The following is a 24748-nucleotide window of genomic DNA, read 5'->3' as shown; positions in this document are numbered from 1 at the left end:
TTAGAAGAAAAAAGAGAAAAGCACTTTTCGTTTGGACCCCTTTTGAACTCTCTCTACCAGCGACGATAAATAATTGTATTTCTCCCCATTAACTGCATAGCAATTTTCTTAAGCTGATTTTTAAATTGATTTCTTGTCCAGGGTATTAATAATAATAATCCTGCAATATCTAAAACAAAGCCCGGGATAATCAAAAGGAATGCTCCAAGTATGGTTGCCAGGCCATCAAGAAGTTCTTCTGTCGGAGGGGTCCCTCTTTGTAATTGCAGCTGCGCACGTCTGAATACTTCCATTCCCTGATATCTGGCCAGAAAAATCCCTAATATAGCTGTTGTAATAATTAATCCGACTACCCATAGCACACCTATAAGCTGGCTTAGCCATAGAAATACTCCAATTTCGATTGCCGGTATAATGATAAATGCCAGAAGAAGGTATTTATTTCTCATTGTTAACATCCTTTCTATCGTGCAGCTATACTTTTGGAATGTATAAACAGAACCTCCGAATACAATCGGAGGTTCTGTTTGCTTGCTTACCTATTATAATACACCTGCGTGACCTGCGTAAACTTGTCCGCGGCTGCTGTCTACTGTAATGTCCTGACCGTCTTCCAATAAATCAAAGACATTCTCTACACCTACAATAACAGGGATTCCAAGGCTGACACCAACTACGGCAGCATGCGAAGTCAAACCGCCTTCTTCTGTAATAACGGCAGCAGCTTTTTCAATTGCCGGCATCATTTCTTTTTCCGTAGCATGTGTTACAAGGATATCTCCCTCATTCATACGGGTCAATGCTTCTTCATTGTTTTTAGCAAAGACCACATGTCCGTATGCTTTACTTCTTCCGATACCTTGTCCTTTTGCAACTACATCTCCAATGACATGAACTTTCATCAGATTTGTTGTACCTTTTTCTCCAGCCGGTACTCCTGCAACAACAAGGACAGTTTCTCCGCGTTTGCATACTCCCGCTTCAAGCCCCTGTTTGACAGACACTTCCAGCATTTCATCTGTAGATTTTGTCGGAGTTCCCATTACTGCATGAACACCCCACACAAGAGAAAGCTGACGATTTACGACTTCATCCACGGTTACAGCAATAATCGTTGCTTTCGGACGATATTTGGAAACCATGCGGGCCGTCGATCCGCTTTCTGTCGGTGTAATGATTGTACCAATACCTAAGTTATATGCCGTATGTGAAACAGATTGCGTAATCGCTTCTCTAATTTCCATATCTACATTTTTAGAACGTTCTTCTAAAATTACTTTATGATTTAATGCAGATTCTGCTTTTAATGCAATATTACTCATGGTTTGAACAGATTCCACCGGATAATTACCAGCTGCTGTTTCACCAGAAAGCATGATAGCGTCTGTACCATCAAAAATAGCATTTGCAACGTCAGAAGCCTCTGCGCGGGTCGGACGAGGATTACGCTGCATGGAATCTAACATTTGTGTCGCTGTAATAACTGGTTTTCCAGCTGTATTACATTGCGTAATAAGCTTTTTCTGAACTAGAGGTACATCTTCTGCAGGTATTTCGACACCTAAGTCTCCACGGGCAACCATTAAACCGTCACTTACTTCCAGAATGCTGTTAATATTGTCTACGCCTTCCTGGTTTTCAATTTTAGGGATAATTTTAATATGCTCTGCCTGATGCTGCTCCAGTACTTCTTTGATTTCCAATACATCTGAAGGACGGCGTACAAAGGATGCTGCAATAAAGTCTACACCTTGCTCCACTCCAAAAATGATATCATTGGTATCCTTTTCTGTAATTCCTGGGAGATTAACAGATACGTTCGGAACGTTAACTCCTTTTTTGTTTTTGATTTCTCCAGAGTTCAACGCTACCGTTACAATTTCTCCGCTTTCTTGCTTGATTTCTTTTACTTCTAATTCAATCAAACCATCATCCAGAAGGATTTTAGATCCTGGGTGAACATCATTGATCAATCCATCATACGTAATGGAGAATCGCTCTGCAGTACCTTCTACATCATTCATGGAAACAATTACTTCATTCCCTTGAACAATATCTGCTCTTCCTTCTTTAAAATTACCTGTGCGAATTTCAGGACCTTTTGTATCGAGAAGAATCGCTACCGTTTTATTTTTCCGGGCAGCTGCTTCACGAATATTTTTGATTCGTGCACCATGCTCGTCAAAGTCTCCATGGGAGAAGTTTAATCTGGCTACATTCATTCCTGCATCGATTAACTGCTCCAATTTTTCAACCGATTCTGATGCCGGCCCTATCGTACAAACAATTTTTGTATTTCTCATTATTATTTCCTCCTTCAATTCAATACCAATCTTTCATTAAATAGACAATTCTTTAGATAACTGGAACATTTCATTATCAATATGATGCTTCAATTTTAAAATGTCATCAATATCATTATCGACAATTTTGTTGTTTTGAATCCCGACCATACGACCGCCTTTATTATTTAAGAGCAATTCTACAGCTGCAGCACCCAGACGGCTTGCTAATACCCTGTCTTGGCCAGTTGGAGAACCACCTCTTTGAATATGTCCTAATACAGTTACCCTTGTTTCCAAGTCAGTAGCCTCTTCAATTTGTTTCCCTACGTCAAACCCATTGCCGACGCCTTCTGCGAGCAGGATAATACTGTGCTTTTTCCCACGTTTATGTCCGCGGTTTAACCGATCAACGATTTGAGAGAATTCATCGTTTTGTTCAGGGATAAGGATACTTTCAGCTCCAACGGATAAGCCAGCCCATAATGCTAAATCTCCTGCATTGCGGCCCATTACTTCTATGACGTATGTACGCTCATGGGAAGTAGCCGTATCACGAACCTTATCCACAGCGTCTATAATCGTATTAAGAGATGTATCAAAACCAATTGTGAAATCCGTTCCTGCAATATCATTATCAATCGTTCCCGGCACACCGATACAAGGAATTCCCTTTGCCGTCAGTTTTTGTGCTCCTTTAAAACTGCCGTCACCGCCAATTACGATTAACCCTTCAATTCCGGCTTTCTTCAGTTGTTCGACTGCTTTTTGCTGACCTTCATCAGTTTTAAATTCTTCACTTCTAGCTGAAAATAAAATCGTCCCGCCGCGATGAATAATATCACCTACAGAACCAAGATGCATTTTTTCAAAATTACCATCCATTAATCCCTGATAGCCATTTTTGACTCCAAACACTTCCATGTCATGATAGATTGCTTTTCTTACAACTGCTCTGATTGCAGCATTCATGCCGGGGGCATCTCCACCACTAGTCAAAACACCAATTTTTTTCATTTATTTTCCCACCTTATAGTTAAAATATTGCAATGTCCAACTTATTTTAAATATATTCAAGTGCTGACCTCTAACATACAGCCTGTTTCTCAAACAACAAGCCAACTCCGCTCTGTTGTACTAGTTTGTCCAATTCCCTCTATTACATTTTTAAAACACCTGAACATATCCCTACATAAATAAAAGATAAAGAAAATCATCTGAGACTGCAATGATAAACCAAAATCATTAAAGGCTTGGTTTCTTATCTTTCGTCCACTACATTCTCTATTTTACATGATTCTTTCATTATAATCCAAACTAAAATAAAGGCTGACATTCATTCTCAGCCTTTATAAACAATTATATCGTTTGAAATGAACCTATCTTTTTATATTTTTGCCATCTTTCTTCAACTATATCCTCTGGTGACAATGCTTTCAGCTCGTTCAGTGATTTTTCTAGCACTTGATCAATAAGACCGGCTTGTGTATCAATATCTCGATGTGCGCCGCCTTTTGGTTCAGGAATCATTTCATCAATAACACCTAATTTTTTTAAATCTGGAGCTGTAATCTGCATCGTTTCAGCGGCACGCTGTGCTTCTCCTGCATCTTTCCAAAGGATCGCAGCTGCACCTTCCGGAGAAATAACAGAATATGTAGCATTCTCCAGCATATGCACATGATTTCCAACACCGATTCCCAGGGCGCCCCCGCTGCCGCCTTCTCCTATCACAATACATACAATGGGAACCGTTAAACCGGCCATCTCCATTAAATTTTTGGCGATCGCTTCACTTTGCCCTCTTTCTTCTGCAGCTTTCCCAGGGTATGCCCCTTTGGTATCGATAAACGTAATAATTGGGCGGTTAAATTTTTCGGCCTGCTTCATATGGCGTAAGGCTTTTCTGTAACCTTCCGGATGCGGCATGCCAAAATTACGTTTAATATTTTCTTTCGTATCTTTCCCCCGCTGGTGTCCAATCACTGTCACCGGCTGCTTTTTATAATAAGCAATTCCAGAAACGATTGCTTCATCCTCACCAAATAAGCGGTCTCCATGAAATTCAATAAAATCTTCAAATAATCTATCGACATAGTCCAGCGTGGTCGGCCGTTCAGGATGTCTGGCCATCTGCACACGATTCCAGGGTTTCAGGTTGCCATAAATATCCTCTTCCAGCTTTGCTAAACGTTCCTCCAGATTATTGATTTCGTCTCTTAAATCAATATCACTATTCTCTGTAAAAGATTTCAGTTCTTTGATCTTTTCTTTCAAATTCACAATCGGCTTTTCAAATTCTAATATTGGCATTTTTGATTACCTCCCATCCGTGTGCATACAAAGAAGCTTTCCAAGCGTTGTTTTCATATCATGACGGTGAATAACCTTGTCTACTTGGCCATGCTCTAATTGAAATTCAGCTGTTTGAAAATCATTTGGAAGCTTTTCCCGGATTGTCTGTTCAATAATTCTCCGCCCGGCAAAACCAATAAGCGCTCCCGGTTCTGCAAAATTATAATCTCCAATAGATGCAAAGCTTGCAGATACACCGCCAGTAGTCGGATGAGTCATCACAGAAATCATTAAATTGCCGCTGTCTCTAAATCGTTTCACAGCAAAGGATGTTTTTGCCATCTGCATTAAGCTTAAAAGCCCTTCTTGCATACGAGCTCCGCCAGATGCTGTAAATATAATGAAAGGAATCGACTCTTCTCTGGCATTTTCAATCGCTCTCGCTATTTTTTCACCTATGGCAGAGCCCATACTTCCCATACGAAAATTGGAATCCATGACAGCAAATGCAACCTGATTTCCTTCAATCGCACCTATACCAGTAACAATTCCTTCGTTCAGACCTGTTTTTTGACGGTCCTTCTTGATCTTCGTCTCATAATCAGGAAAATCAAGCGGGTTAGCAGAGGTCAGGCCCGCATCCCATTCTGTAAATGTTCCTTCGTCAAATAAACTCTCAATTCTTGTCCATGCTGTCATCGGATGGTGATATCCGCAGTTTGGACAAACATATAAAGACTTAACTATCTCTTTTCGATAATAGATTTGCTTACAATTATCACACTTCTGCATTAACCCCTCTGGAACATCTACTTTTGCTTTCTCGCTCGGGATTGATGCATACTTCTTACGCTTGCCGAAAAAATCTTTAAGTGGCAAGTTTATCCCCCCTTTTTCTGCTGCCAGGTTAACTGTGTATAAAATATATATTAAATAAATTGCATCTATTAACCAGCATTCAAATAGAGCTTTCAGGTAAGAACGTTTTTCCTATCTTACCATTGTAAACTATTTTCCCAAGTTATAGTAGTGCGTTTTAAAATGGATGATAAAAAAATAAAGCTGGTATATTTTTCAGGTTAATGCGACCGCTGCGGACGAGTTATGGCGGGGCAAGTAATCGCAACCCCATAAACGCAGGTGAAAAAGTTCGCTTTTTTTGTGCGGTCACCTCATTGAAAACATTTGTAAACACTCGTCCCATTATAAACCTTTGGCAACTTTTGAACACGTACTTACTTGTTCTTCTACAGAAATCAAATAGAAACCCAACAAATAGATTACCACCTGTTTGCAAGTCGCGCAATCAGATTGTCATTATAAATGTATCATTATATATCAAATAAACGGATATAAAAGCTTCCTGATAACCTTATATCAAGCCTTCTTTCAGATGATTCAACAAACAGATTAAAAAATAATTTAAATTAGACAGGATAACTAATATCTCATTTTAAGTTTTTATTTTTTTACATAAAATACCCCTAAAACACTTTGAATAAAAATTAAAATGTCTCAGGGGATATTTACAATGTCAAATTATTTATTGATTTCCTTTGTCAGACGTCTTGTCTTCTCTGCTACTTCTTCCGGATCTACGTGGATGCGGGCAACTCCGGATTTCATTGCTGCTTCCGCTACGTGCTTAGCTACAAGCGGTGCAACTCGTCCGTCAAAAGGAGAAGGAATTACATAGTCTTCATTCAACTCTCTGTCTTCTATTAAAGAAGCAATCCCCTCTGCAGCAGCTATCTTCATTTCTTCATTAATACGCGTTGCTCTGACATCCAAAGCTCCCCGGAATATCCCTGGAAAAGCAAGCACATTATTGACTTGGTTCGCAAAGTCGGAGCGGCCGGTGCCGATTACTTTTGCTCCAGCTGCTTTTGCATCCTCAGGCAGGATTTCTGGATCCGGGTTCGCCATTGCAAAAATAATTGCATCATCATTCATTTTTTCAACCATTTCTTTTGTTAAAGCGCCACCTACTGAAACACCGATAAATACATCTGCACCTTCTAATACATCTTCCAGACTTCCTTCTATCTTCTGCGCATTGGTATATTTTGCGACCATTTCTTTTACGTTGTTCATCCCTTTAGGACGTCCTTCATAAATTGCACCGCGAGAATCACACATAATCATGTCATGAACCCCCAGACTCTTTAAGAGGCGGATAATTGCGATTCCAGCTGCGCCGGCTCCATTTGCTACGACTTTGATATTAGAGAAATCTTTATTTACCAGTTTTAAAGCATTCATCAGGCCTGCCACTGTGACAATTGCCGTGCCATGCTGGTCATCATGAAAAATGGGAATATTGGTTTCGCTTTTTAACCGATCTTCTATAATAAAGCAGTTAGGTGCTGCAATATCTTCCAAATTCACCCCGCCAAAGGTCGGCTCCATCAATTTAACAGTCTCTACAATTTTATCGACATCTTGTGTATCCAAGCAGATTGGAAAAGCATCCACGCCTGCAAATCCTTTGAATAATACTGCTTTTCCTTCCATCACAGGTAAAGAAGCTTCTGCACCAATGTTACCAAGTCCTAAAACGGCAGAACCGTCGCTTACTACCGCAACCATATTTCCTTTCATCGTATAATCATAGACGGTTTCTTTTCGTTCATAGATTTCTTTACAAGGCTCTGCTACACCAGGAGAATAAGCTAAGCTTAGATCTTCTTTATTCCTCACCGGCACCTTTGTCTTCACTTCCAGCTTCCCTTGCTTTTGTTCGTGTAAATGTAATGCTTCGTCTCGTAGGTTTGCCATTGAATTCCGCTCCTTTGAATACAGTAAGTAATATGTATAATTATTGCGCTTACATATTAGGCCAAGCCATTTTTATCCCCTTTATTATAACAGATGGTATGCTTGTGTAAAGTAGCTGCTGTCGTAAAATTTCAGTTTTTTATATTGTGCCATTATCACTCGAAATACATGAAAAATTGCTGCCTTCCCCTCTTCAAAATATATAATAAAGAAGAAGCCGGTTTCTGGTAAAAAATTCGGCTTCTCCTCTATTTTCAAAATATATTTCGGGTGTTTTCTAATAGCGTATAAAATCAGCGCTCAACCACATTATCATTTCCAAAATAATTTTTCAGCTGTCTCATTTCTTTCTCTGTCACTTGAAGAGAATAGCTGTTTGCAAGCTGGTAGGTTTCTCTGTTTACAGGATCATATACGATTACCGGCGTCTTCCCCGGATGCTGTTCAGCTATTTGCTGCAAATATTTCAAAACACTGCTTTTATCTTGGTTTGTCATTCGTATAAATAATTTATTCGTTTCTGGTATATCCACTTCAGACAAATCCAGTGCTGCTATTTCCTTTAAAATAAACTGACGCTTCTGGTTTCTCTCTTCGACCGTAACACGCATCCAAACCAGCTGTTCCTCTTCCAGCTGATTCGAAATTTGCCGAAATAAATCCGGAAAAAGAACAGCATCCATCTTTTTATCTTCGTCCGACACTGTTAAAAATGCCATTCTTTCTCTGTTTTTTGTGCGTATAATCTTTATCTCTTCTACTACTCCGACGGTATAGATTTCTTTTCTCTTCCCGATGAACTCCTCTGCCTGTTTAAAAGAAAGTATTCCATTCGCTCTTAATACATTCCGGTAACTTTCAAATGGGTGATTTGAGATATAGATACCCATCAATTCTTTCTCAAAAGTGAGCTTTTGTATTTTGGAGTAGTCTTCCGCTTCTGTATATTCCAACGCATCCTGAAATAAGGAGGCATCTTCATACATCCCCTGAAACAATTCCTTTTGTTCCAGCGCTGGATTAATCGTTTCAATCAAGCTTGCCCTATTGGGATGAAACGTATCAAATGCACCAGCTAAAATCAGGTTTTTAATAGCGGCCCGATTTACTTTTTTTATATCGATTCGCATACAAAAATCAAAAAAGCTGGTGAAAGAAGCCTCTTTTCGGATTTCTAAAATATGAACCAACGCTTGATAACTGATAGACTTAATAGCAGCTAACCCGGTACGTATCATGTTTTTCTCCACTGTAAATTGCTGATAGCTTCTATTAATATGTGGCGGGAGTATCTTAATTGCAAGCTCTTTTAACGACTCCTGGTACATAGACAGCTTTTCGGGCTGATTTTTAGCATCCGTTAGCAGGCATGAAAAAAATACTTCTGGATAATGTGCTTTCAGATAACTGAGCTGATAGGATATTTTACTATAGGCGACAGCATGGCTTCTTGGAAATCCATAGTTGGAAAAGCGGACAATCCAGCTGAAAATTTCCGCAGCCACAGCCTGAGAGTAGCCATTCTTTAAGCACCCTTTGATAAAGGCTGCCTCCTGCTGCTGCATCATATTGTCTTTCTTCTTACTTACCGCTCTTCTTAAAATATCCGCCTCACCAAGACTGAAACCGGCAATACGGTGCGCAATCTGCATGATCTGCTCCTGATAAATCAGAACACCATAGGTTGATTTTAAAATCGGTTCTAAATCTGGATGCGGATAGGTTACAGCTTCTTGCTTAAATTTACGCCGGATATACACAGGGATAAAATCCATCGGACCTGGACGATAAAGCGCATTAACCGCTACAATATCTTCAAACGAGGATGGTTGCAGCTCTTTTAGAACACGCTGCATTCCTGTTGATTCTAACTGAAAAACACCGCTGGTTTCCCCTTGTCGCAGCATGGCAAACGTTTTTTCATCCTGTTCTGGAATATGGGTCAATATTTCTCCTTTGTTTTGGGTATATGCCACACCTTTCATGACTCTTTCTATTAACGAAAGATTTCGGAGCCCCAGGAAGTCCATTTTCAACAGACCTGCGGCTTCCAATTCGTTCATTGCATATTGTGTCAAGTACGTTTCCCCTGTGCCGCTTGTCAACGGAACATCTCTCATTAAAGGCTGCTCACTAATCACAACGCCCGCAGCATGAGTAGACACGTTTCTTGGCAAGCCTTCTAATTTAATCGCGATGGTAAATAAAACCTTTAATTTTTCAGAGGCCTTTACATAGGATGCTAATTCCGTTGAATCCTGCAGCAGCCGTTGAATACTTTTGGATGATGCCCGCTTCATTTCCCGCAAAATATAAGCAACATCCTGATCATGGACATCCATTGTTTTCATCAGTTCTCGGAGAATCGAGCGTGTCGCAAAGGTGCCAAAAGTAATAATCTGTGCAACATGCTCCCTGCCATATTTATCTCTTACATAATCAATTACTTCATCACGGCGGATATCAGAAAAGTCTACATCAATATCCGGCATGGTCAGCCGTTCCGGATTTAAAAAACGTTCGAACAGAAGATTATATTTTAATGGATCAACTTCTGTGATTCCTAAAATATAAGCAACAATGGAACCAGCTGATGATCCTCTTCCCGGTCCGACCATGATATGTTTATCTTTCGCAAATTGAATAAAATCGGCAACAATTAAAAAATAATCGCTGTAGTTCATATTGATAATCGTATTCAGCTCATATTCCATCCGTTTTCGATGAGCTTCTGTAACGACCGGGTACCGCTCCTGCAAACCCTCTTCACAGCGCTCCCGCAAATAGGTATCTGCGGTTACCTGATCCGGCGTGGGGAAGGAAGGCAGATGCTGCTCATCAAAATGTAAATAGGCAGTACATTTTCCTGCGATTTCTTCAGTCTTATCCAGCAGCTCCGGCCAAGTATGAAATAATTGCTTCATTTCCTCCGGAGAAGTAAAATGATGACCTTCAGGCAGCTGTTCCTTTCGTTTTGGAGCCCATTTCTCCCCGAACCGCATCGATTGCAGGCAATCATAAGCCAATACATCCTGTTCGTCTAAATACACTACATTCTGCATCGCCACATAAGCGAAGTCCGCCTTTTTCCATATTTGCAGCTGATGTGAAGCTGAATCGATGCCGACATAAAAGTCACCTTCTTCAAAATAAGCTTCTGCCTTTTTAAGCTGTTGAAAGAGTAGTTGGCTTTCTGTTTCGGAGGAATCATTGCCAGCCCTCAGGAATGCCTTTCCAGAGAGTACACCGATGACACCGTCTGTATATTCCCCAAGCTGTTCAACCGGAAGCTTATCAAGCTGATTTGTTTGCAGATAGGTGCTTAACTGTAGAAGCTGCTGGTAGCCTGTTTTATTTTTAGCGAGAACGATACATGGAATCTCCTGTTCATTATCATCCATCTGAACAGAAATCCGCATGCCAATAATCGGCTTAATCCCCTGATCCATACAAGCTTTATAGAATGAAACAGCACCATAAAGAACAGCCTCATCTGTTAAACAGAGGCTTTGATACTGTAAATATTTTGCTTTTTGAACAAGCTTTGGTATAGAAATGGTGCTCTCCATTAAACTATAGCCGCTTTTCACCGATATATGTGTGTACGTCATTCTACCCTGCCTTCTTTCTAGAGGATGTTCAAAAAACTCCTTAAAATGAGAAATCGAATGTCTTCCTGCTTCTTGAACACGCATTTCTATATCTATTATAACAAGATAGTACATATGTGCCTATCGTTTTAGTTTTCATAACTTGTCTGTTTCATTCATAAGCTAGAATATAGCAACCTCCAATTATAAGGATTGCCAATTAGCAGACAAGCTATCATGCGAGGAGTGTCACAGTATGGAGGAAAGATTTTTTGCAGCATTTATTCATTGTTTTTTTATTGCGTTAGGAGTCATCATCGGAGGATCGATTATAGGAAGCATAGGTGATTTCGCCACCGGAGATGCTGCCCTGACCTCTATGAATCGAATCGCAGAACGCTTAAGAATATGGGGGATTGTCGCTGCAATCGGAGGCACCTTTGACGCAATCGCCAACTTTGAAAGAGGGTTATTCGACGGAACTCCAATGGATTTAGTAAAACAGATCCTGTTGATTCTATCTGCAATGGGCGGAGTAAAGGTTGGCCTGATTATTATTCAATGGTTTTCACAAGGAGATGCTCCCTGATGCACATCCCGCATTATCATAAAAAAACAAGCTGGCAGCTCATTTTTGTCGGTTTCTTTTTCGGCAGCATTATTTCCTATATGGTCTTCACCTATATGTACGGAACCATGTATGAAGAAATGTTAAAAGAGAATATGGAGCTGTCGAATGAGGTAACCGAGCTGGAGCAAACAAATCAGACCCTGCTGAAGGATAAAGAAGATTTAAGCGAGCAGACCAAACAGCCGCTCACCATCTCAAGAATCGACATTGAGATAGAAGACCCGGAATCGATGCGTATCGATTTATTAATGCAGGATCAGCTGCGGGCTTTGATTCGCGAAGAAATCAACCACGTCATCGGAGAGGAAGTAGAGCTTGTATCACGTTCAGATAAGCTATTAATCGCAACAATCGAAAATAAAGCCTTCACTCTTGATGGCATGAGCTACCAATTCCGTGTCCGACAAATTGCATTTGGTTCAGAATTAAGAGTTGTGGTCCTGCCTGAATCCGTAAGATGATAGTATGATTCGTTTCATTATCCACTTTAAATCAATAAGGCTGTTATAACGCAGACAAATTATTTTATCTTGCCTCTCGCATAACAGCCTTAGCTTTGTTTCATATCTCTCCAATTTCAGCAATTACATCTGTTTTAAACTTCGTCCCTGCACACTTTTTCTAAATCAGCTGCTAAATGATTTGCTTCCTCCCAGTTATATACGGTTGCACCAGAGGCCAACGGATGTCCTCCACCATTATATTTCTTAGCAATTTGATTAATTACAATTCCTTTCGAACGGATACGCACCCGAATTTGGTCAGGCTCTTCAATAAAAAATACCCATGCTTTAATCCCTTTGACATCTGCTACCGTCTGGACAAGCTGGTTTGATTCCTCCACAGTAACATCAAATGCTTTCAATAATTCAGCAGTTAATTTAATGACACACAGCCCATTCTCAGACATCTTAAAATGCTGTAAAATGTGGCCGCTTAACCGCAATACTTTTTCCTCCGCCTCGTATAACCCATCATATATAGCTGTCCGGTCAAAATCATAACGAACTAATTCACCGGCATATTGAAATGTTTTCACAGTTGTACTTGGAAATTTAAATCTTCCTGTGTCCCCAACGATTCCTGCATATAAGAGACGGGCTGCTTCATTATTTAAATTCCAGCCCCGGGGACGCGCTTCCAATGCAAGACCAACAATCATCTCAGAAGTAGAACTGGCATCGGTAGACACCCATTCGATATCTCCATAAGAATCTGTGACCGGATGATGATCGATTTTTATCAGCTGTTTTCCTTTATTATAACGATCATCATCAATCCGCGGCTGGTTTGCTGTATCACAGACAATGACTAAGCTTCCCTGATAAAGCTCGTCTGATACATCATCCATCTGCGCTAAAAAAGTCAGGGACGGGATATCTTCTCCTGCAGCGTAGACTTCTTTCTCCGGAAAGGAATGTCTAATCAATGCTTTTAACCCCATCTGAGATCCAATTGCATCCGGATCAGGGCGGACATGCCGATGTATAATGATTCTCTCGCTTGCTTCAATCGCTTCAATAATTTTTGTAATTTCCATGACAATCTCCCTTTTTGTTGATGATATAGTTATGATTTTTCCTAGATTAATTGATAAAAAAACGGTACAATAAACGTAGCATTAAACAATATGTAATTAGGAGCGGAGCATTTAAAATGGTTATCTTTCCAATAATAATTATAATTTCAGCTGTCTTTTATATCTATTATAAAGTAGCAATCCTCAAAGAGAAAAATACGTTAACACAAAAATACTTTAATGGCCGGGCGAGATCCAGCCTGGGAGCATTTTTAATCGCTTTTTCCATTAATCAATACTCCCTTTATCTGACACAGCTCAGCTTGTTTATCGGCCTTGTTATCTTTGCATTAGGATTAATGCAATTGATTCGTGGATTCAAAGAAGCACGGCACTATCAAAAAGAGTGGAGAAGATTGCATCCAAACTAGGTAAAATAGAAGCACAGCTTTCAAATCAGATCGTTACATTTTGAATAAATTGCTTCATTTCAGCTTAAAACAACTGGAATTATCGTATTCCAGTTGTTTTTTTCGTCTTCAAAAGAAAAATCAATTACGCTGTTACCGATTGATCAGCTGCGCCATAATCAATGACCGTCCGACAGTAGTTTGTCCATGCATTACTTCTACATCTATCTTTGCATATAAACGGCCGACATCTAAAAGTGTTGGCTTAAGAAGTAAAATACTGTCGATTGGTACCGGCTTGCTGAAATAAACCGTAATATTCTCAATCGAAATTTCTGCTTTCTTCTCTATTTTCATCATTTTTTCACTTGCTTCTGTGATGAGAGCTGTAAATACACCATGTGATAATGTTCCTAAATGGTTTGTCATTTGCGGAATAACATGCGCTTCAAACAACCCTTCCTCACTCGGATTCTGCGACATATTGTTAGCAACAATATCTTCAATTGTTTCTCCGACCTGCGGCTGTCTCTGGATCTGCTGCATGGCTTTTAATACGTCCTGTCTGGAAACAACGCCTTTTAATACATGCGAACTATCCACCACAGGAACGAGCTCGATACCTTCCCAGACCATCATATGTGCAACCGAGGCTAAAGATGTTTTTTCCTGAACAACTAACGGCTTCCGGCTCATGATACGATCAATAAATGTAGTTTGGTCTTTCCCGACGATATCTCTCGAAGAAACCATTCCTACTACTTTCATACGGTCGTCCACAACCGGAAATCGTGTGTGCGAGGAAACTTCATTATTAATATACCAATCCTTCACCTGCTGTTTCGCCGCTAAATAATAAGAGGACTCAAACGGTGTTGAAATATCTCCTACAAAAATAATTTCCTTTTTAATCAATTGATCATAAATCGCGCGGTTAATCATAGCCGCAACTGTAAACGTATCATAGCTTGTCGAAATAATAGGCAATTTTTTTTCATTGGCAAGCTGTTTTATAGAATCATCCGTATCGAAGCCTCCTGTAATCAGGACAGCTGCTCCCGCTTCTAAAGCAAGCTTATGCGCTTCAAAACGGTTTCCGACAATCAGCAGCGAATCAGCTTGCGTATAGCGCATCATGGCATTTAACTGCATGGCGCCAATCACAAATTTACTGAGTGTTTTATGAAGCCCGTCTCTGCCTCCAAGTACTTGTCCATCAATGATATTAACAATCTCAGCAAACGTCAGCTCTTCAAAATTATCTTTCTTTTTCTTCTCGATCCGAATCGTTCCTACACGTTCAATCGTACTTACGATTCCTTGATTTTCTGCTTCCTTAATCGCCCGGTAAGCAGTCCCATCACTCACATTTAAATCTTTCGCAATTTGACGGACAGATATCTTGCTTCCAACTGGCAATGATAAAATATGCTGTAAAATCTGTTCATGCTTGGTCGCCATCTGCCATCACCCTCTTTCAACTGTACTATATAAAACATATTAGTCTTATTATACAATTGATACAGGAGAAACTCAATGGCTGCGCAGTTTCTTCTTATTTATCCCCTCCTGTTCCATAACCGGGGGCCGGGACATTTTTAATAGTGTTGCAAGATTTGCGCCGATAAATACAAAGGCAAATAATAACCAGCACCCCCAAAAGAGGAATTCTAAAGAGCTGGAAGACTGCGGAACCATCGGCCATGCAATATAGATAAAAAAGCAAACTAATAATAACCTTAGAATAATATTTGTTTTCAAGGCTGGCATCCTCCTTTTTTATAATTGTATGAGCGAGGATGATTTCTATGCAGCAGAAAACCACAGAATATAATCTATCTCTGTGGTTTTCTAGCAAAATATATACTTTTTGAACACGCACGTTAAGAAGTTAAATCGATTGTTTCTCCAACTTTCATTGCGCGGGCATTACCAGCCTTCACTTTAGATGCCCAATCTTCCGGATCCTGAACAATCGGCGGAAAGGTATTATAATGCACAGGAACAACTGTCTTGGCATTTACCCATTCAGCTGCAAGCAGTGCATCACTTGGCCCCATCGTAAAATTATCACCGATTGGAATAAAGGCAATATCAATATCATTTAATTCACCGTACATTTTTAAATCTGTAAACAATGCCGTATCTCCTAAGTGATACATTGTCTTTCCATTTACTGTAAGAAGTATTCCTGCAGGCATTCCTCCGTAAATGACTGTTCCATCCTCTTCTTCATAGGATGAGCCGTGAAAAGCTTGCGTAAGCTGCACTTTCCCAAATTCAAATTCACGGGAACCGCCGATATGCATTGGATGTGCCTCCACACCTTTTGATGCTATATAATCGGCAAGTTCTTTCGGCGCTACAACCAAGGCATCGTTATTTTTAGCTATTTCCACTGTATCTCCGACATGATCATTATGAGCATGTGTCAGCAAAATAACGTCAGCCTTTTCCGTACTCGGATCTAAATCACATGCTTCATTTCCATTGATAAACGGGTCAATAATGATGCGATGCTTTCCTGTATCTACTTTTACTACAGAATGTCCATGAAAAGATACTTTCACTGAAAATCTCTCCTTTGACGATTTGGATTATTATTTTGATTTCGTAGTGTGTCTTCCCGCTATCAGGTATTTCTATGCATCTTTTTCAGCAATTATTTATTAAATTTCTTTTTCAAAGCAGCTAATTCATCATCCACACCATTATTATTTTCAAGCTCTTTGAATTCATCATCCAGCGTACGCGCACTTTCATTTAAATCTTCTGAGGTTTCTGCTTCTGCTTCGTATTGCAGTACTTTTTCTTCCATTCTTTCAAATCCTTGACGAGATTGATCGCCGCCAATGGAAGACATGGTACGGTTCATTTTCGTTCTTGTTTTCGCAGATTCTGCACGTGCCTTTAAGGAGTCTTTTTTCAATTTCATTTCTTGGTATTCTTTTTTCATTTCAGATAGTTTTTCTTTCAGGATTCGGACATCCTCATCCGCGCGCTCCCAAGAAGCTTGTAGAGACTCATACGATTTCTCCTGATGTCTTTTATCTTCTAATGCTTTTCTCGCTAATTCTTCATTATCTGCTTCTACTGCTTTTTCAGCCTGTTCCTGGCGCTTTTCCACCATCGCTTTCGCATCATTCGCTTTGCGCTTCAGCATTTTTTCATTGGCCATTTGTTTTGCTACAGCAGCTTCAACCTCTTCAATATCCTTGCCCATATCCCGCAAGTACTGATCTAACATCTTGACCGGATCTTCCGCCTTATCAATCATTGCATTCAGTTCTGAACTGACAATTGTTTTCATTCGATTAAAAAATTGAAACATACAAATCCTCCTCTTGGAATAAGTAATAGTAATGTACGGTCCGTGTACAGTATGAAATACGATTGATTTCGCAAAAAGTTTCATTTTTATCGGATTTTTTCTTTCTATCTGCTATAATTTTTTTAGAGCATACTATTTATTCATGTCAAACAGCAGTAATACTAATCAACTAGGAGGCAAAAAATAATGTCAGACAGAATTAACCATTTATTTGCCGAGCTAAAAAAACAGCAAGCGGACAGTTGTTTTATCAGCTCCAAAGCAAATGTATATTATTTAAGCGGATACTATACTGATCCGCATGAAAGAGTTATCGGAATCCTTGTTATGGACGGAATCGACCCGATATTTCTATTACCTAAAATGGAAGAAGATGATGCAAGAAATGCCGGATGGGAGCATTTGATTGTAAGCTATTATGACCATGAAAATCCTTGGCATTCCTTACAGGCGTTCTTAAAGAAACAAGAAAAAGAACCAGCTGTCATGGCAGTGGAAAAAGACCATCTGACGCTTTACCGTTATAACCAGCTTCAAGAAATCTTCCCGGATACGGCCTATATAGATGCCACGCCAGTTATCCAAAATCTGCGTTTAATTAAAACCAAAAAAGAGCATGATTTATTACGGACAGCCGCTGAATTAGCAGATTTAGGTGTTAAAACTGGTGTGGAAGCCTTAAAAGAAGGTGTCTCCGAACTAGAGGTAGTTGCGACCATTGAGCACACCTTAAAAAAACAGGGTATACGCGAGATGTCCTTTCAGACCATGGCTTTATTCGGTTCAAAAACAGCCTCCCCTCACGGAAATCCTGATAAAACGCAGTTAGAGAAAAATAGTTTCGTTCTCTTCGATTTAGGAGTTATTTATCAAGGTTATTGCTCTGATATTACAAGGACTGTTGCCTTTGGTAATATCTCAGATGAACAGAAACAGATATATGACACGGTGTTGGAAGCACAAGAAAGAGCGATAGATGCAAGCAGAACCGGCACTGCAGTCGGCGAATTAGATAAAATCGCAAGAAATTATATTACAGAGCAAGGATACGGTGACTATTTCACACACCGGCTTGGGCATGGATTGGGAATTGAAACACATGAATATCCTTCCATGCACAGCGAAAACACCCTTCCTATCGAACCTGGAATGTGTTTTACGATTGAACCTGGAATCTATGTTCCAAATATTGGCGGCGTAAGAATTGAAGATATGCTGTTTACGACCAATTATATGCCTTTAGAGCTGACAAAATATCCAAAAACATTACAAATTATTTCTTAGTTTTTAAATTACGAAAACCCCGGTCTGCAGAAGACCGGGGTTTTATTGATTCTAAAATTGTTTTAAGCTCGACTGTCAAGCATTTTTCGAATTTTAGAATCATTTCATTTGCTTTTTTGACTTTTTTTCGAAATGTTATGTAATTTACATTTATTCGTTTGTAACGCTTACAAATCAGGTATATAATAATAGTAGAAAGGGGAGATGAATCATGATGGAATATAAAAATATTGTTGTCGCAGTAGATGGATCGAAAGCAGCTGAAAAGGCTTTTACTAAGTCGCTCGCTGTTGCTAAACGAAATAATGCTCGATTGATTCTTGCTCATGTCGTGGACTCTCGTAATTTCTCAACAGCTGAAGCGTATGACCGTTCTTTATCCGAAAGAGCAGAGACGTATGCGAAAGAATTATTGGATGATTACGTCAAACAGGCTGAAGCTGCCGGATTAACAGATATTGTCCGCTGCATTGAATATGGGTCTCCTAAAGTCAAAATTGCTAAAGAAATAGCGGCTAATTTTGAAGCTGATTTAATCATGTGCGGGGCAACCGGGATGAATGCTGTAGAGCGCTTCTTAATTGGAAGTGTATCTGAAAGCATTACGAGATATGCCAGCTGCGACGTGCTTGTTACGCGCTAGAACTTTTTAAGAATCTTTTTATTTTCCTATTAAAAATGTATTGAAAAAGCCTTTTTACTCGATAAGCTTCATGAGTAAAAAGGCTTTTTGGGCTGTATATGTTATTGACTTAAACGAACGGTATCCCGGGCAATCATTACTTCTTCATTTGTCGGAATGACCATTACTTTTACTGGAGAATGCGGGTAGTTGATGAATTGTTCTTTCCCGCGAACATCATTTAGTTTTGGGTCCCAATAAATGCCCATGAATTCTAAACCGGTAAGAATTTTTTCACGTATAGCAATGCTATTTTCCCCTACACCTGCAGTGAATATAATTGCATCCACGCCATTCATTTTAGCAGCATACGATCCAATATACTTATGAATACGCCCAGCAAACACATTTAATGCAAGCTCAGCTCGTTCATTCGTATCTGCTTCATCCTGAATATCACGTAAATCACTAGAGAACCCAGATAATGCCAGCATTCCACTTTCTTTATTTAATACATGCAATACCTCGTCAACTGTTTTCCCAGTACGCTGCATAATATAAGGAATCAAGGCAGGGTCAATATTTCCAGATCTTGTCCCCATGGTTACTCCGGCTAGCGGTGTAAAGCCCATTGAAGTATCCATTGATTTCCCATCTTTAATTGCTGTAACACTGGCGCCATTACCAATATGGCAAGAAATTAAACGAAGACTTTCCAACGGTCTTCCTAAAAGCTCCGCCGCACGCTCAGAAACATATTTATGAGAAGTTCCGTGGAATCCATATTTACGAATTCCATAGTCTTCATAATAGTTTCTTGGCAAGCTATATAAATAAGAAGATGCCGGCATAGACTGATGGAACGCTGTATCAAATACTGCCACCATTGGAACATCTGGAAGAATTTCTTTAAAAGCATTGATTCCAGTCAAGTTAGCAGGGTTATGCAAAGGAGCCAGTTCAGATACTTCCTCAATTTTTTGAATTGCTTCATCATCTAATAAAACCGAATCAGAGAAATACTCTCCTCCATGAACAACACGGTGTCCTACCGCATCAATCTCATCAAATGATTGAATAATTCCTTGAGAAATTAAAGCATCTAATAACATTTTTACTGCTACACTATGATCTGGAATATCTGTAACTGTTTTTTCTTCTTCTCCATTTGCTTCCATTTTAAAAACAGATTCTGGTAATCCGATTCTTTCTACTAGGCCGATTGCCGCTACTTCCTCTTCAGGCATTTTTATCAATTGAAATTTTAAAGATGAACTCCCCGCATTAATTGCTAATACATTACTCATTTTCATTCCACTCCTATATTTTCATTTAATCCTATTTGGATAGGATGTAAACCATTCATTGATTTGTTTGATAATATCTGCCATTGCTTGCGCATTCTTAAATGAAGGCAATTGTACAAGTAACGGCTGCTTCGGTTCTTTTGTACCATACCCTTTTTTCTGCAGGATTAATACACTTTTCGCCTGATTTTTTGACTTGAAAGATGTTTCCGGCAAGCGGATGACTCCGACAATATGTGCAGTTTCCTGGAAAAACGCATGCAGCTTGTCCGATTGATCACTGTCAAATAAAAATTCCGGGATAACACCGATAAAAAAGCCGCCCTCTTTTAAATATTTCAAACTCTGCTCTATAAATAAATGATGTGCGTAAGAATTTCCTTTATCAGCCTTTAATTGATATTCTTCCGCTGTCACATCATCTGGATAATACCCTACTGGAAGATCTGTGACAACCATATCTACAGGCTCTATCAGGAAAGGCCGTAAACTGTCTTGATGATAAAAGCTGATTTCTTTTTTCTGCAAATTGGCATTTAACACAGCCAGCTCTATCAACGCGGGATCGACTTCAGAAGCATATGCTTTAAAAGGATTTTCCAATTGATTCAAGACGATGGTAAGCAGATTAGCTGTCCCGCCAGCCGGGTCAAAAAGACTTATTTGCCCTTTTTTATCAATCAGCTTATTTGTCAGGTAGCTGATTAAAAAGCCGACTGTATCAGGCGTCATTAAATGCTGCTGTTGCGAAGCCCCTTTCATCCCTTTTAAAATAGACAGGCTTAACGCTTTTCGATACGTTTCTGCATCAAATTCTTCTTCATTAACTGTTTGAACCGGTTTTGCAACCTTGTGCTTTGTAACATCGTCTAACTCATCTTGAGCTCCATCATCTAAGATGATATTTAAAGCGATAATCAAACTTTCCAGATAGGTTTCATTTTTTGCATTTTGTATGATTTCAGTAACTTCATCTATAGATTTAAATAATTTCTCAACATTTGATTGCTCCATGGCATGTCCTCCTATCCAAGCTGACAACTTTCTATTTTAACAATACTTGAGACAGATGTAAAAGGAATTTCTCTTACATATTCTTATATGTTAGCAGTTTACCCAGAAAACACGAACAATAAATCTATTTTTCCTCAAAACGTTCATTTTTTATGTTGATATTTCAACCACTGTCTGCTATAGTAACTTAAGTGTATTTAACTCGTATATTCTCAGTAATATGGTCTGAGCGTTTCTACCTGGTTCCCGTCAAAGAACCGGACTACGTAGTTAAAGTCTATGTTAACTATAGCATTTATTTGGGTTTTGAATTGGTACAATTCTGTTACACATAACTTTAACTTACAAAGTTCGGAAATACAGGGATATCCTGTTTTTTCCGAACTTTGTTTATTTTACGAGACACATCCAACAATTCATTTAGAAGGAGATCGTCATCTTATGAAGTTTTCTAACAAACTTAATCAATTCTTTCATTTAACGGAAAACAAAACAGATACACGAACAGAATTGACAGCAGGATTAACTGTGTTTATGACCATGCTATACGTTCTTATCATTGTTCCTGGAATGCTGGAGGAAGCGGGGATGCCTGTAGGGCCTATTACTGTTTCCGTCATCCTGATGACAGGAATAGTCACTATACTAATGGGGTTATACAGTAACCGTCCGTTTGCCCTTGCTCCCGGCCTGGGCTCTGTTGCTTTTTTAGCAGTCACTTTGGTTCTCGCTGAAGGAATTCCTTGGCAAACCGCGATGGGTATGGTATTTATCTCAGGTATCCTATTCGTATTATTTACCATCTTCGGTTTAAGAAAATTGATAGTTCGCCTTATTCCGCCGGCAATCAAATTGTCTATTGGTGCAGGTGTCGGTTTATTTATTGCACTCATCGGTTTTCGAAATGCGGGGCTGGTGGTTGCTGATGAGGGTGCAAATTCTCTGCAATTAGGCGATGTCAGCTCCCCCAGTGCTATACTCGCTTTAATTGGATTTCTCATTATGAGTGTTCTTTTAGCACGAAATGTGCGCGGACATTTATTAATCGGAATTGCGCTTGTAACCATTATTGGTATTCCAATGGGAGTAACTCAGCTTCCTGAATCCATATTTTCATTACCTGAAAGTCCGGGACCAGTATTATTTCAATTAGATATCATGGATGCATTAAAAATGGCATATTTCCCATTTATGCTGGCCTTTTTCGTACCGGACTTCTTCTCCAGCCTCGGCACCATGCTGGGTGTTGCTGGAAAAGGGAACATGCTGGACAAGAATGGAAACCTGCCGAATATTGATAAGCCTTTCTTAGTGGATGCAGGCGGTACCACCTTGGGCTCCTTCTTCTCTGTCCCTGTCATGACAACCTATGTGGAATCTGCAGCTGGCGTCGAAGCAGGCGGCCGTACTGGATTAACTGCTGTTTCTACAGGAATTTTATTTTTAGCAACCTTATTCGTTACGCCGATTATTATGATTATTCCTACAGAAGCAACAGCTCCAGCCTTGATTTTAGTTGGGTTAACCATGCTTTCTTCTGTTAAAAACATTGATTTCACAGAAGTTACGGAATCATTGCCGGCATTTATTACCATCGTAATCACCATTTTCACTTTTAATTTCGGAAACGGAATTTCTGCCGGTATTATTATGTATGTTGTTGTAAAAAGCTTGTCTGGCCGGATAAAAGAAGTTCATCCGGGACTGTTTGTTCTTGTTATCCCATTGATTATTTATTTTATAACCTTAGCAGAATAAAGCAACACAAGGAGGAAAAAAATGATGAAATATAGTCGCAACCAAATCGTAGCTGCAGCACGCGGAGATATCAAAATGGATTTAGTTATCCGGAATGCACAGCTGGTTAACGTATTTACTGCAGAAGTATATCCTGCCGATATCGGCATAAAAGAAAATCGTTTTAGTGCAATTGCTGCGTATGAAAATGGCAAACCTTCCTTTCCTATCGAGGGTGAAAAAGAAATCGATGCAAAAGGAAAATATGCCATTCCAGGATTGATTGACTGTCATGTGCATATCGAAAGCACAATGGTTACACCAGACATGTTTGCCCGCGAAGTTTTACGTCATGGCACCACAACAGCAGTTATCGACCCGCATGAAATCGGAAATGTCCTTGGAAAAGAAGGTGTGGAATACATGGCAGCCGCCAGCAGAAATCTGCCCGTACAATTCTTACTTACCATTCCTTCTTGCGTACCAGCGGTCCCAGGTGTGGAGACAGCTGGGGCAGCATTTGGTCCGGAAGATATTAATGAACTATTAGACTTGCCGGAAGCAGTCGGTGTTGCTGAAGTCATGGATTATGTCGGTGTCATTAACCAAGATGATCGAATGGCAGGCATTGTGGAAGCTGGTCTGCAAAAAAATAAGCTGAACGAAGGCCATCTGCCAAGAGTATCAGGAAAAGATTTGCACGCCTACCTTGCTGCTGGAGTAAATACAGATCATGAAAGCCGTAAATCAGATGAAATTATTGAGAAATTAAGGGCTGGCATGCTGATCTATATCCGGGAATCCAGTGTCAGCCAATTTGCTGACATTGCTGCAGAAGCATGGAAGGTTCTTCCTTACGCTTCCAATATTGCCATGTGTACAGATGATGTGGAACCTAGTGATATGCTGAAAAACGGACAAATGAGCCGGGTCGTCCGCCGCTGTATTGAAGAAGGAATTCCCGCACCATTAGCAATTCGCTATGCAAGTTTAAATGGTGCGGTCCGTTTCGGATTGAGAGATCAGGGAGCGATTGCCTCCGGCTATATCGCCAGCTTCTCCCTTGTCAACTCCCTTGATGAGATGGATATCAACGATGTATTTGTCGAAGGAAAACAATTGGTGGAGGAGAAGCATTTAACAGAAACCCTATCCAGTGAAGTACCGCCACTAACAAAAAATACAGTTTCCATCCCTGTATTAACAGAAGAAGATTTTCAAATTACTTCACCCGTACAGAACGGAAAAGTAAGAATCAATACGATGGAGATGCTTCCAATCGGTACTACACAGAAAAGAACGGTGGAACTGGAAGCTGTAAATGGGGTTATTTCATCTCTCCCAGAGGATTGCCTATATGTTTCAGTAACTGGAAGACATGGGCAAGGTAGAAAACCATTTGTAGGTATATTGAAAAATGCTGGATTAAAAGAAGGAGCTTATGCTACTACGATTGCGCATGACAGCCATAACCTTGTCGTTGTTGGAAAAAATACAAAGGATATGCTTCTAGCTGCCAAGCAATTAGAAGCTTCCGGCGGCGGACTTTGCCTTGTATCTAATCAAGAAGTCAAAGCACAAGTTAACTTGCCGATTGCCGGATTAATGGCAGCGGAACCTGTGGAAGAGCTTGCACCAAAAATTGATTCCTTTAATCAAACAGCAGATTCCATGGGAGTAAAGGTTGGCAGACGCTCTCCTTCGATGGCATTATCTTCTTTAACCTTAACTGTCATCCCTGAAGTACGAATTACTGATTTAGGATTATTGGATGTAGCAACACAAAAGATGATTCCATTATTTGAATCCGTAGAATAACCAATAAAAAAAGCATGGTTCCAAGCTGATATGCTCCCTTTATAGTAGACAGAGAAATAATAAAAATTCTCTCCTACTAGGAAGGGAGTATTTTTAATGTCTAAAAGAATAACCAAACATACGCTAGAAG

Annotated in this window: 21 protein-coding genes and 1 riboswitch; of the genes, 7 read left to right on the top strand and 14 right to left on the bottom strand. The window is 39.7% G+C overall.

The features are described from left to right. Positions 1 to 53: 53 nt before the first annotated feature. The 7 genes from ACFO3P_RS17255 to dnaE all read right to left on the bottom strand — a co-directional run bounded on the left by ACFO3P_RS17255 (position 54) and on the right by dnaE (position 10966). On the bottom strand, positions 54 to 449 hold the full coding sequence (locus ACFO3P_RS17255) for an FxsA family protein (RefSeq protein ID WP_212928479.1): 396 nt from the start codon (positions 447 to 449) through the stop codon (positions 54 to 56). A gap of 93 nt (positions 450 to 542) precedes the next feature. After that, the gene (gene pyk / locus ACFO3P_RS17250) at positions 543 to 2303 is read right to left on the bottom strand and encodes a pyruvate kinase (protein WP_212928478.1); all 1761 of its coding nucleotides are present in this window, start codon (positions 2301 to 2303) and stop codon (positions 543 to 545) included. A 36-nt stretch (positions 2304 to 2339) separates the two neighbouring features. Next, positions 2340 to 3299 carry a 6-phosphofructokinase gene (pfkA, locus tag ACFO3P_RS17245; protein ID WP_256704893.1) on the bottom strand — a complete coding sequence of 320 codons (960 nt, stop codon included), beginning with the start codon at positions 3297 to 3299 and terminating at the stop codon, positions 2340 to 2342. A 342-nt stretch (positions 3300 to 3641) separates the two neighbouring features. Further along, positions 3642 to 4595 (bottom strand): acetyl-CoA carboxylase carboxyl transferase subunit alpha, encoded by a 954-nt coding sequence (gene accA, locus ACFO3P_RS17240; RefSeq protein ID WP_368900617.1) that lies wholly within the window; start codon positions 4593 to 4595, stop codon positions 3642 to 3644. Between the two features lie 6 nt (positions 4596 to 4601). After that, the gene (accD, locus tag ACFO3P_RS17235) at positions 4602 to 5456 is read right to left on the bottom strand and encodes an acetyl-CoA carboxylase, carboxyltransferase subunit beta (protein ID WP_368900616.1); all 855 of its coding nucleotides are present in this window, start codon (positions 5454 to 5456) and stop codon (positions 4602 to 4604) included. A 660-nt stretch (positions 5457 to 6116) separates the two neighbouring features. Next, complete coding sequence (ystJ, locus tag ACFO3P_RS17230) at positions 6117 to 7355, bottom strand: NADP-dependent malic enzyme (protein WP_368900615.1); 1239 nt, start codon at positions 7353 to 7355, stop codon at positions 6117 to 6119. Positions 7356 to 7648: 293 nt separating this feature from the next. Next, complete coding sequence (dnaE, locus tag ACFO3P_RS17225) at positions 7649 to 10966, bottom strand: DNA polymerase III subunit alpha (protein ID WP_193063249.1); 3318 nt, start codon at positions 10964 to 10966, stop codon at positions 7649 to 7651. 235 nt (positions 10967 to 11201) lie between these two features. Between dnaE and ytrH the strand changes: the two genes are divergently transcribed. After that, complete coding sequence (ytrH, locus tag ACFO3P_RS17220; protein WP_042535354.1) at positions 11202 to 11534, top strand: sporulation membrane protein YtrH; 333 nt, start codon at positions 11202 to 11204, stop codon at positions 11532 to 11534. Continuing rightward, the gene (gene ytrI, locus ACFO3P_RS17215) at positions 11534 to 12037 is read left to right on the top strand and encodes a sporulation membrane protein YtrI (RefSeq protein WP_042535356.1); all 504 of its coding nucleotides are present in this window, start codon (positions 11534 to 11536) and stop codon (positions 12035 to 12037) included. The genes ytrH and ytrI overlap by 1 nt, the downstream gene beginning before the upstream one ends. A gap of 134 nt (positions 12038 to 12171) precedes the next feature. Here the strand turns inward: ytrI and ACFO3P_RS17210 are convergent, their stop codons facing one another. Beyond that, on the bottom strand, positions 12172 to 13116 hold the full coding sequence (locus ACFO3P_RS17210; protein ID WP_193063247.1) for a DHH family phosphoesterase: 945 nt from the start codon (positions 13114 to 13116) through the stop codon (positions 12172 to 12174). 116 nt (positions 13117 to 13232) lie between these two features. Between ACFO3P_RS17210 and ACFO3P_RS17205 the strand changes: the two genes are divergently transcribed. Further along, entirely contained in the window at positions 13233 to 13526 is a 294-nt protein-coding gene (locus ACFO3P_RS17205) for a YtpI family protein (protein WP_042535359.1), read from the top strand. A gap of 132 nt (positions 13527 to 13658) precedes the next feature. Here the strand turns inward: ACFO3P_RS17205 and ACFO3P_RS17200 are convergent, their stop codons facing one another. The 4 genes from ACFO3P_RS17200 to ACFO3P_RS17185 form a co-directional block, all read right to left on the bottom strand. After that, positions 13659 to 14966 carry a DRTGG domain-containing protein gene (locus ACFO3P_RS17200; RefSeq protein ID WP_042535362.1) on the bottom strand — a complete coding sequence of 436 codons (1308 nt, stop codon included), beginning with the start codon at positions 14964 to 14966 and terminating at the stop codon, positions 13659 to 13661. Positions 14967 to 15038: 72 nt separating this feature from the next. Then, entirely contained in the window at positions 15039 to 15266 is a 228-nt protein-coding gene (locus tag ACFO3P_RS17195; RefSeq protein WP_042535365.1) for a hypothetical protein, read from the bottom strand. A 122-nt stretch (positions 15267 to 15388) separates the two neighbouring features. Continuing rightward, positions 15389 to 16075: a metal-dependent hydrolase gene (locus tag ACFO3P_RS17190; protein ID WP_042535366.1), complete on the bottom strand. Its 687-nt coding sequence runs from the start codon at positions 16073 to 16075 to the stop codon at positions 15389 to 15391. A 92-nt stretch (positions 16076 to 16167) separates the two neighbouring features. Next, positions 16168 to 16836: a PspA/IM30 family protein gene (locus ACFO3P_RS17185; protein WP_379542563.1), complete on the bottom strand. Its 669-nt coding sequence runs from the start codon at positions 16834 to 16836 to the stop codon at positions 16168 to 16170. 186 nt (positions 16837 to 17022) lie between these two features. Between ACFO3P_RS17185 and ACFO3P_RS17180 the strand changes: the two genes are divergently transcribed. Then, a complete protein-coding gene (locus tag ACFO3P_RS17180) occupies positions 17023 to 18120 on the top strand; it encodes a M24 family metallopeptidase (protein WP_379542562.1) in 1098 nt (365 codons plus the stop codon). 211 nt (positions 18121 to 18331) lie between these two features. Continuing rightward, entirely contained in the window at positions 18332 to 18763 is a 432-nt protein-coding gene (locus ACFO3P_RS17175) for a universal stress protein (RefSeq protein ID WP_042535369.1), read from the top strand. A gap of 101 nt (positions 18764 to 18864) precedes the next feature. Here ACFO3P_RS17175 and ACFO3P_RS17170 read toward each other — a convergent pair whose 3' ends face one another. Further along, positions 18865 to 20049, bottom strand: coding sequence for an acetate kinase (locus ACFO3P_RS17170; RefSeq protein ID WP_042535370.1), 1185 nt, complete (start codon positions 20047 to 20049; stop codon positions 18865 to 18867). Positions 20050 to 20070: 21 nt separating this feature from the next. Continuing rightward, positions 20071 to 21063, bottom strand: coding sequence for a class I SAM-dependent methyltransferase (locus ACFO3P_RS17165; protein ID WP_193063241.1), 993 nt, complete (start codon positions 21061 to 21063; stop codon positions 20071 to 20073). A gap of 182 nt (positions 21064 to 21245) precedes the next feature. Next, positions 21246 to 21349: riboswitch (purine riboswitch) on the top strand. Positions 21350 to 21504: 155 nt separating this feature from the next. Here ACFO3P_RS17165 and ACFO3P_RS17160 point away from each other — a divergent pair. Together ACFO3P_RS17160 and ade are read left to right on the top strand one after the other, a co-directional pair. Beyond that, positions 21505 to 22821, top strand: coding sequence for an NCS2 family permease (locus ACFO3P_RS17160; protein ID WP_193063239.1), 1317 nt, complete (start codon positions 21505 to 21507; stop codon positions 22819 to 22821). Between the two features lie 21 nt (positions 22822 to 22842). Next, positions 22843 to 24618: an adenine deaminase gene (ade, locus tag ACFO3P_RS17155; RefSeq protein WP_289584940.1), complete on the top strand. Its 1776-nt coding sequence runs from the start codon at positions 22843 to 22845 to the stop codon at positions 24616 to 24618. Positions 24619 to 24748 lie beyond the last annotated feature (130 nt).

Origin of the sequence: Oceanobacillus aidingensis (assembly GCF_042654105.1) — a bacterium.
Taxonomy (GTDB): Bacteria; Bacillota; Bacilli; order Bacillales; family Amphibacillaceae; genus Oceanobacillus; species Oceanobacillus oncorhynchi.
The sequence above is the reverse complement of the archived record's forward strand: the minus strand, read 5'-3'. Positions and strand labels throughout refer to the sequence as shown.

Bases quoted from the DNA above. Each gene is read 5' to 3' on its own strand.
- ACFO3P_RS17255 (WP_212928479.1), bottom strand. From the start codon at position 449: ATGAGAAATAAATACCTTCTTCTGGCATTTATCATTATACCGGCAATC.
- pyk (WP_212928478.1), bottom strand. From the start codon at position 2,303: ATGAGAAATACAAAAATTGTTTGTACGATAGGGCCGGCATCAGAATCG.
- pfkA (WP_256704893.1), bottom strand. From the start codon at position 3,299: ATGAAAAAAATTGGTGTTTTGACTAGTGGTGGAGATGCCCCCGGCATG.
- accA (WP_368900617.1), bottom strand. From the start codon at position 4,595: ATGCCAATATTAGAATTTGAAAAGCCGATTGTGAATTTGAAAGAAAAG.
- ystJ (WP_368900615.1), bottom strand. From the start codon at position 7,355: ATGGCAAACCTACGAGACGAAGCATTACATTTACACGAACAAAAGCAA.
- dnaE (WP_193063249.1), bottom strand. From the start codon at position 10,966: ATGACGTACACACATATATCGGTGAAAAGCGGCTATAGTTTAATGGAG.
- ytrH (WP_042535354.1), top strand. From the start codon at position 11,202: ATGGAGGAAAGATTTTTTGCAGCATTTATTCATTGTTTTTTTATTGCG.
- ytrI (WP_042535356.1), top strand. From the start codon at position 11,534: ATGCACATCCCGCATTATCATAAAAAAACAAGCTGGCAGCTCATTTTT.
- ACFO3P_RS17210 (WP_193063247.1), bottom strand. From the start codon at position 13,116: ATGGAAATTACAAAAATTATTGAAGCGATTGAAGCAAGCGAGAGAATC.
- ACFO3P_RS17205 (WP_042535359.1), top strand. From the start codon at position 13,233: ATGGTTATCTTTCCAATAATAATTATAATTTCAGCTGTCTTTTATATC.
- ACFO3P_RS17200 (WP_042535362.1), bottom strand. From the start codon at position 14,966: ATGGCGACCAAGCATGAACAGATTTTACAGCATATTTTATCATTGCCA.
- ACFO3P_RS17185 (WP_379542563.1), bottom strand. From the start codon at position 16,836: ATGTTTCAATTTTTTAATCGAATGAAAACAATTGTCAGTTCAGAACTG.
- ACFO3P_RS17180 (WP_379542562.1), top strand. From the start codon at position 17,023: ATGTCAGACAGAATTAACCATTTATTTGCCGAGCTAAAAAAACAGCAA.
- ACFO3P_RS17175 (WP_042535369.1), top strand. From the start codon at position 18,332: ATGATGGAATATAAAAATATTGTTGTCGCAGTAGATGGATCGAAAGCA.
- ACFO3P_RS17170 (WP_042535370.1), bottom strand. From the start codon at position 20,049: ATGAGTAATGTATTAGCAATTAATGCGGGGAGTTCATCTTTAAAATTT.
- ACFO3P_RS17165 (WP_193063241.1), bottom strand. From the start codon at position 21,063: ATGGAGCAATCAAATGTTGAGAAATTATTTAAATCTATAGATGAAGTT.
- ACFO3P_RS17160 (WP_193063239.1), top strand. From the start codon at position 21,505: ATGAAGTTTTCTAACAAACTTAATCAATTCTTTCATTTAACGGAAAAC.
- ade (WP_289584940.1), top strand. From the start codon at position 22,843: ATGATGAAATATAGTCGCAACCAAATCGTAGCTGCAGCACGCGGAGAT.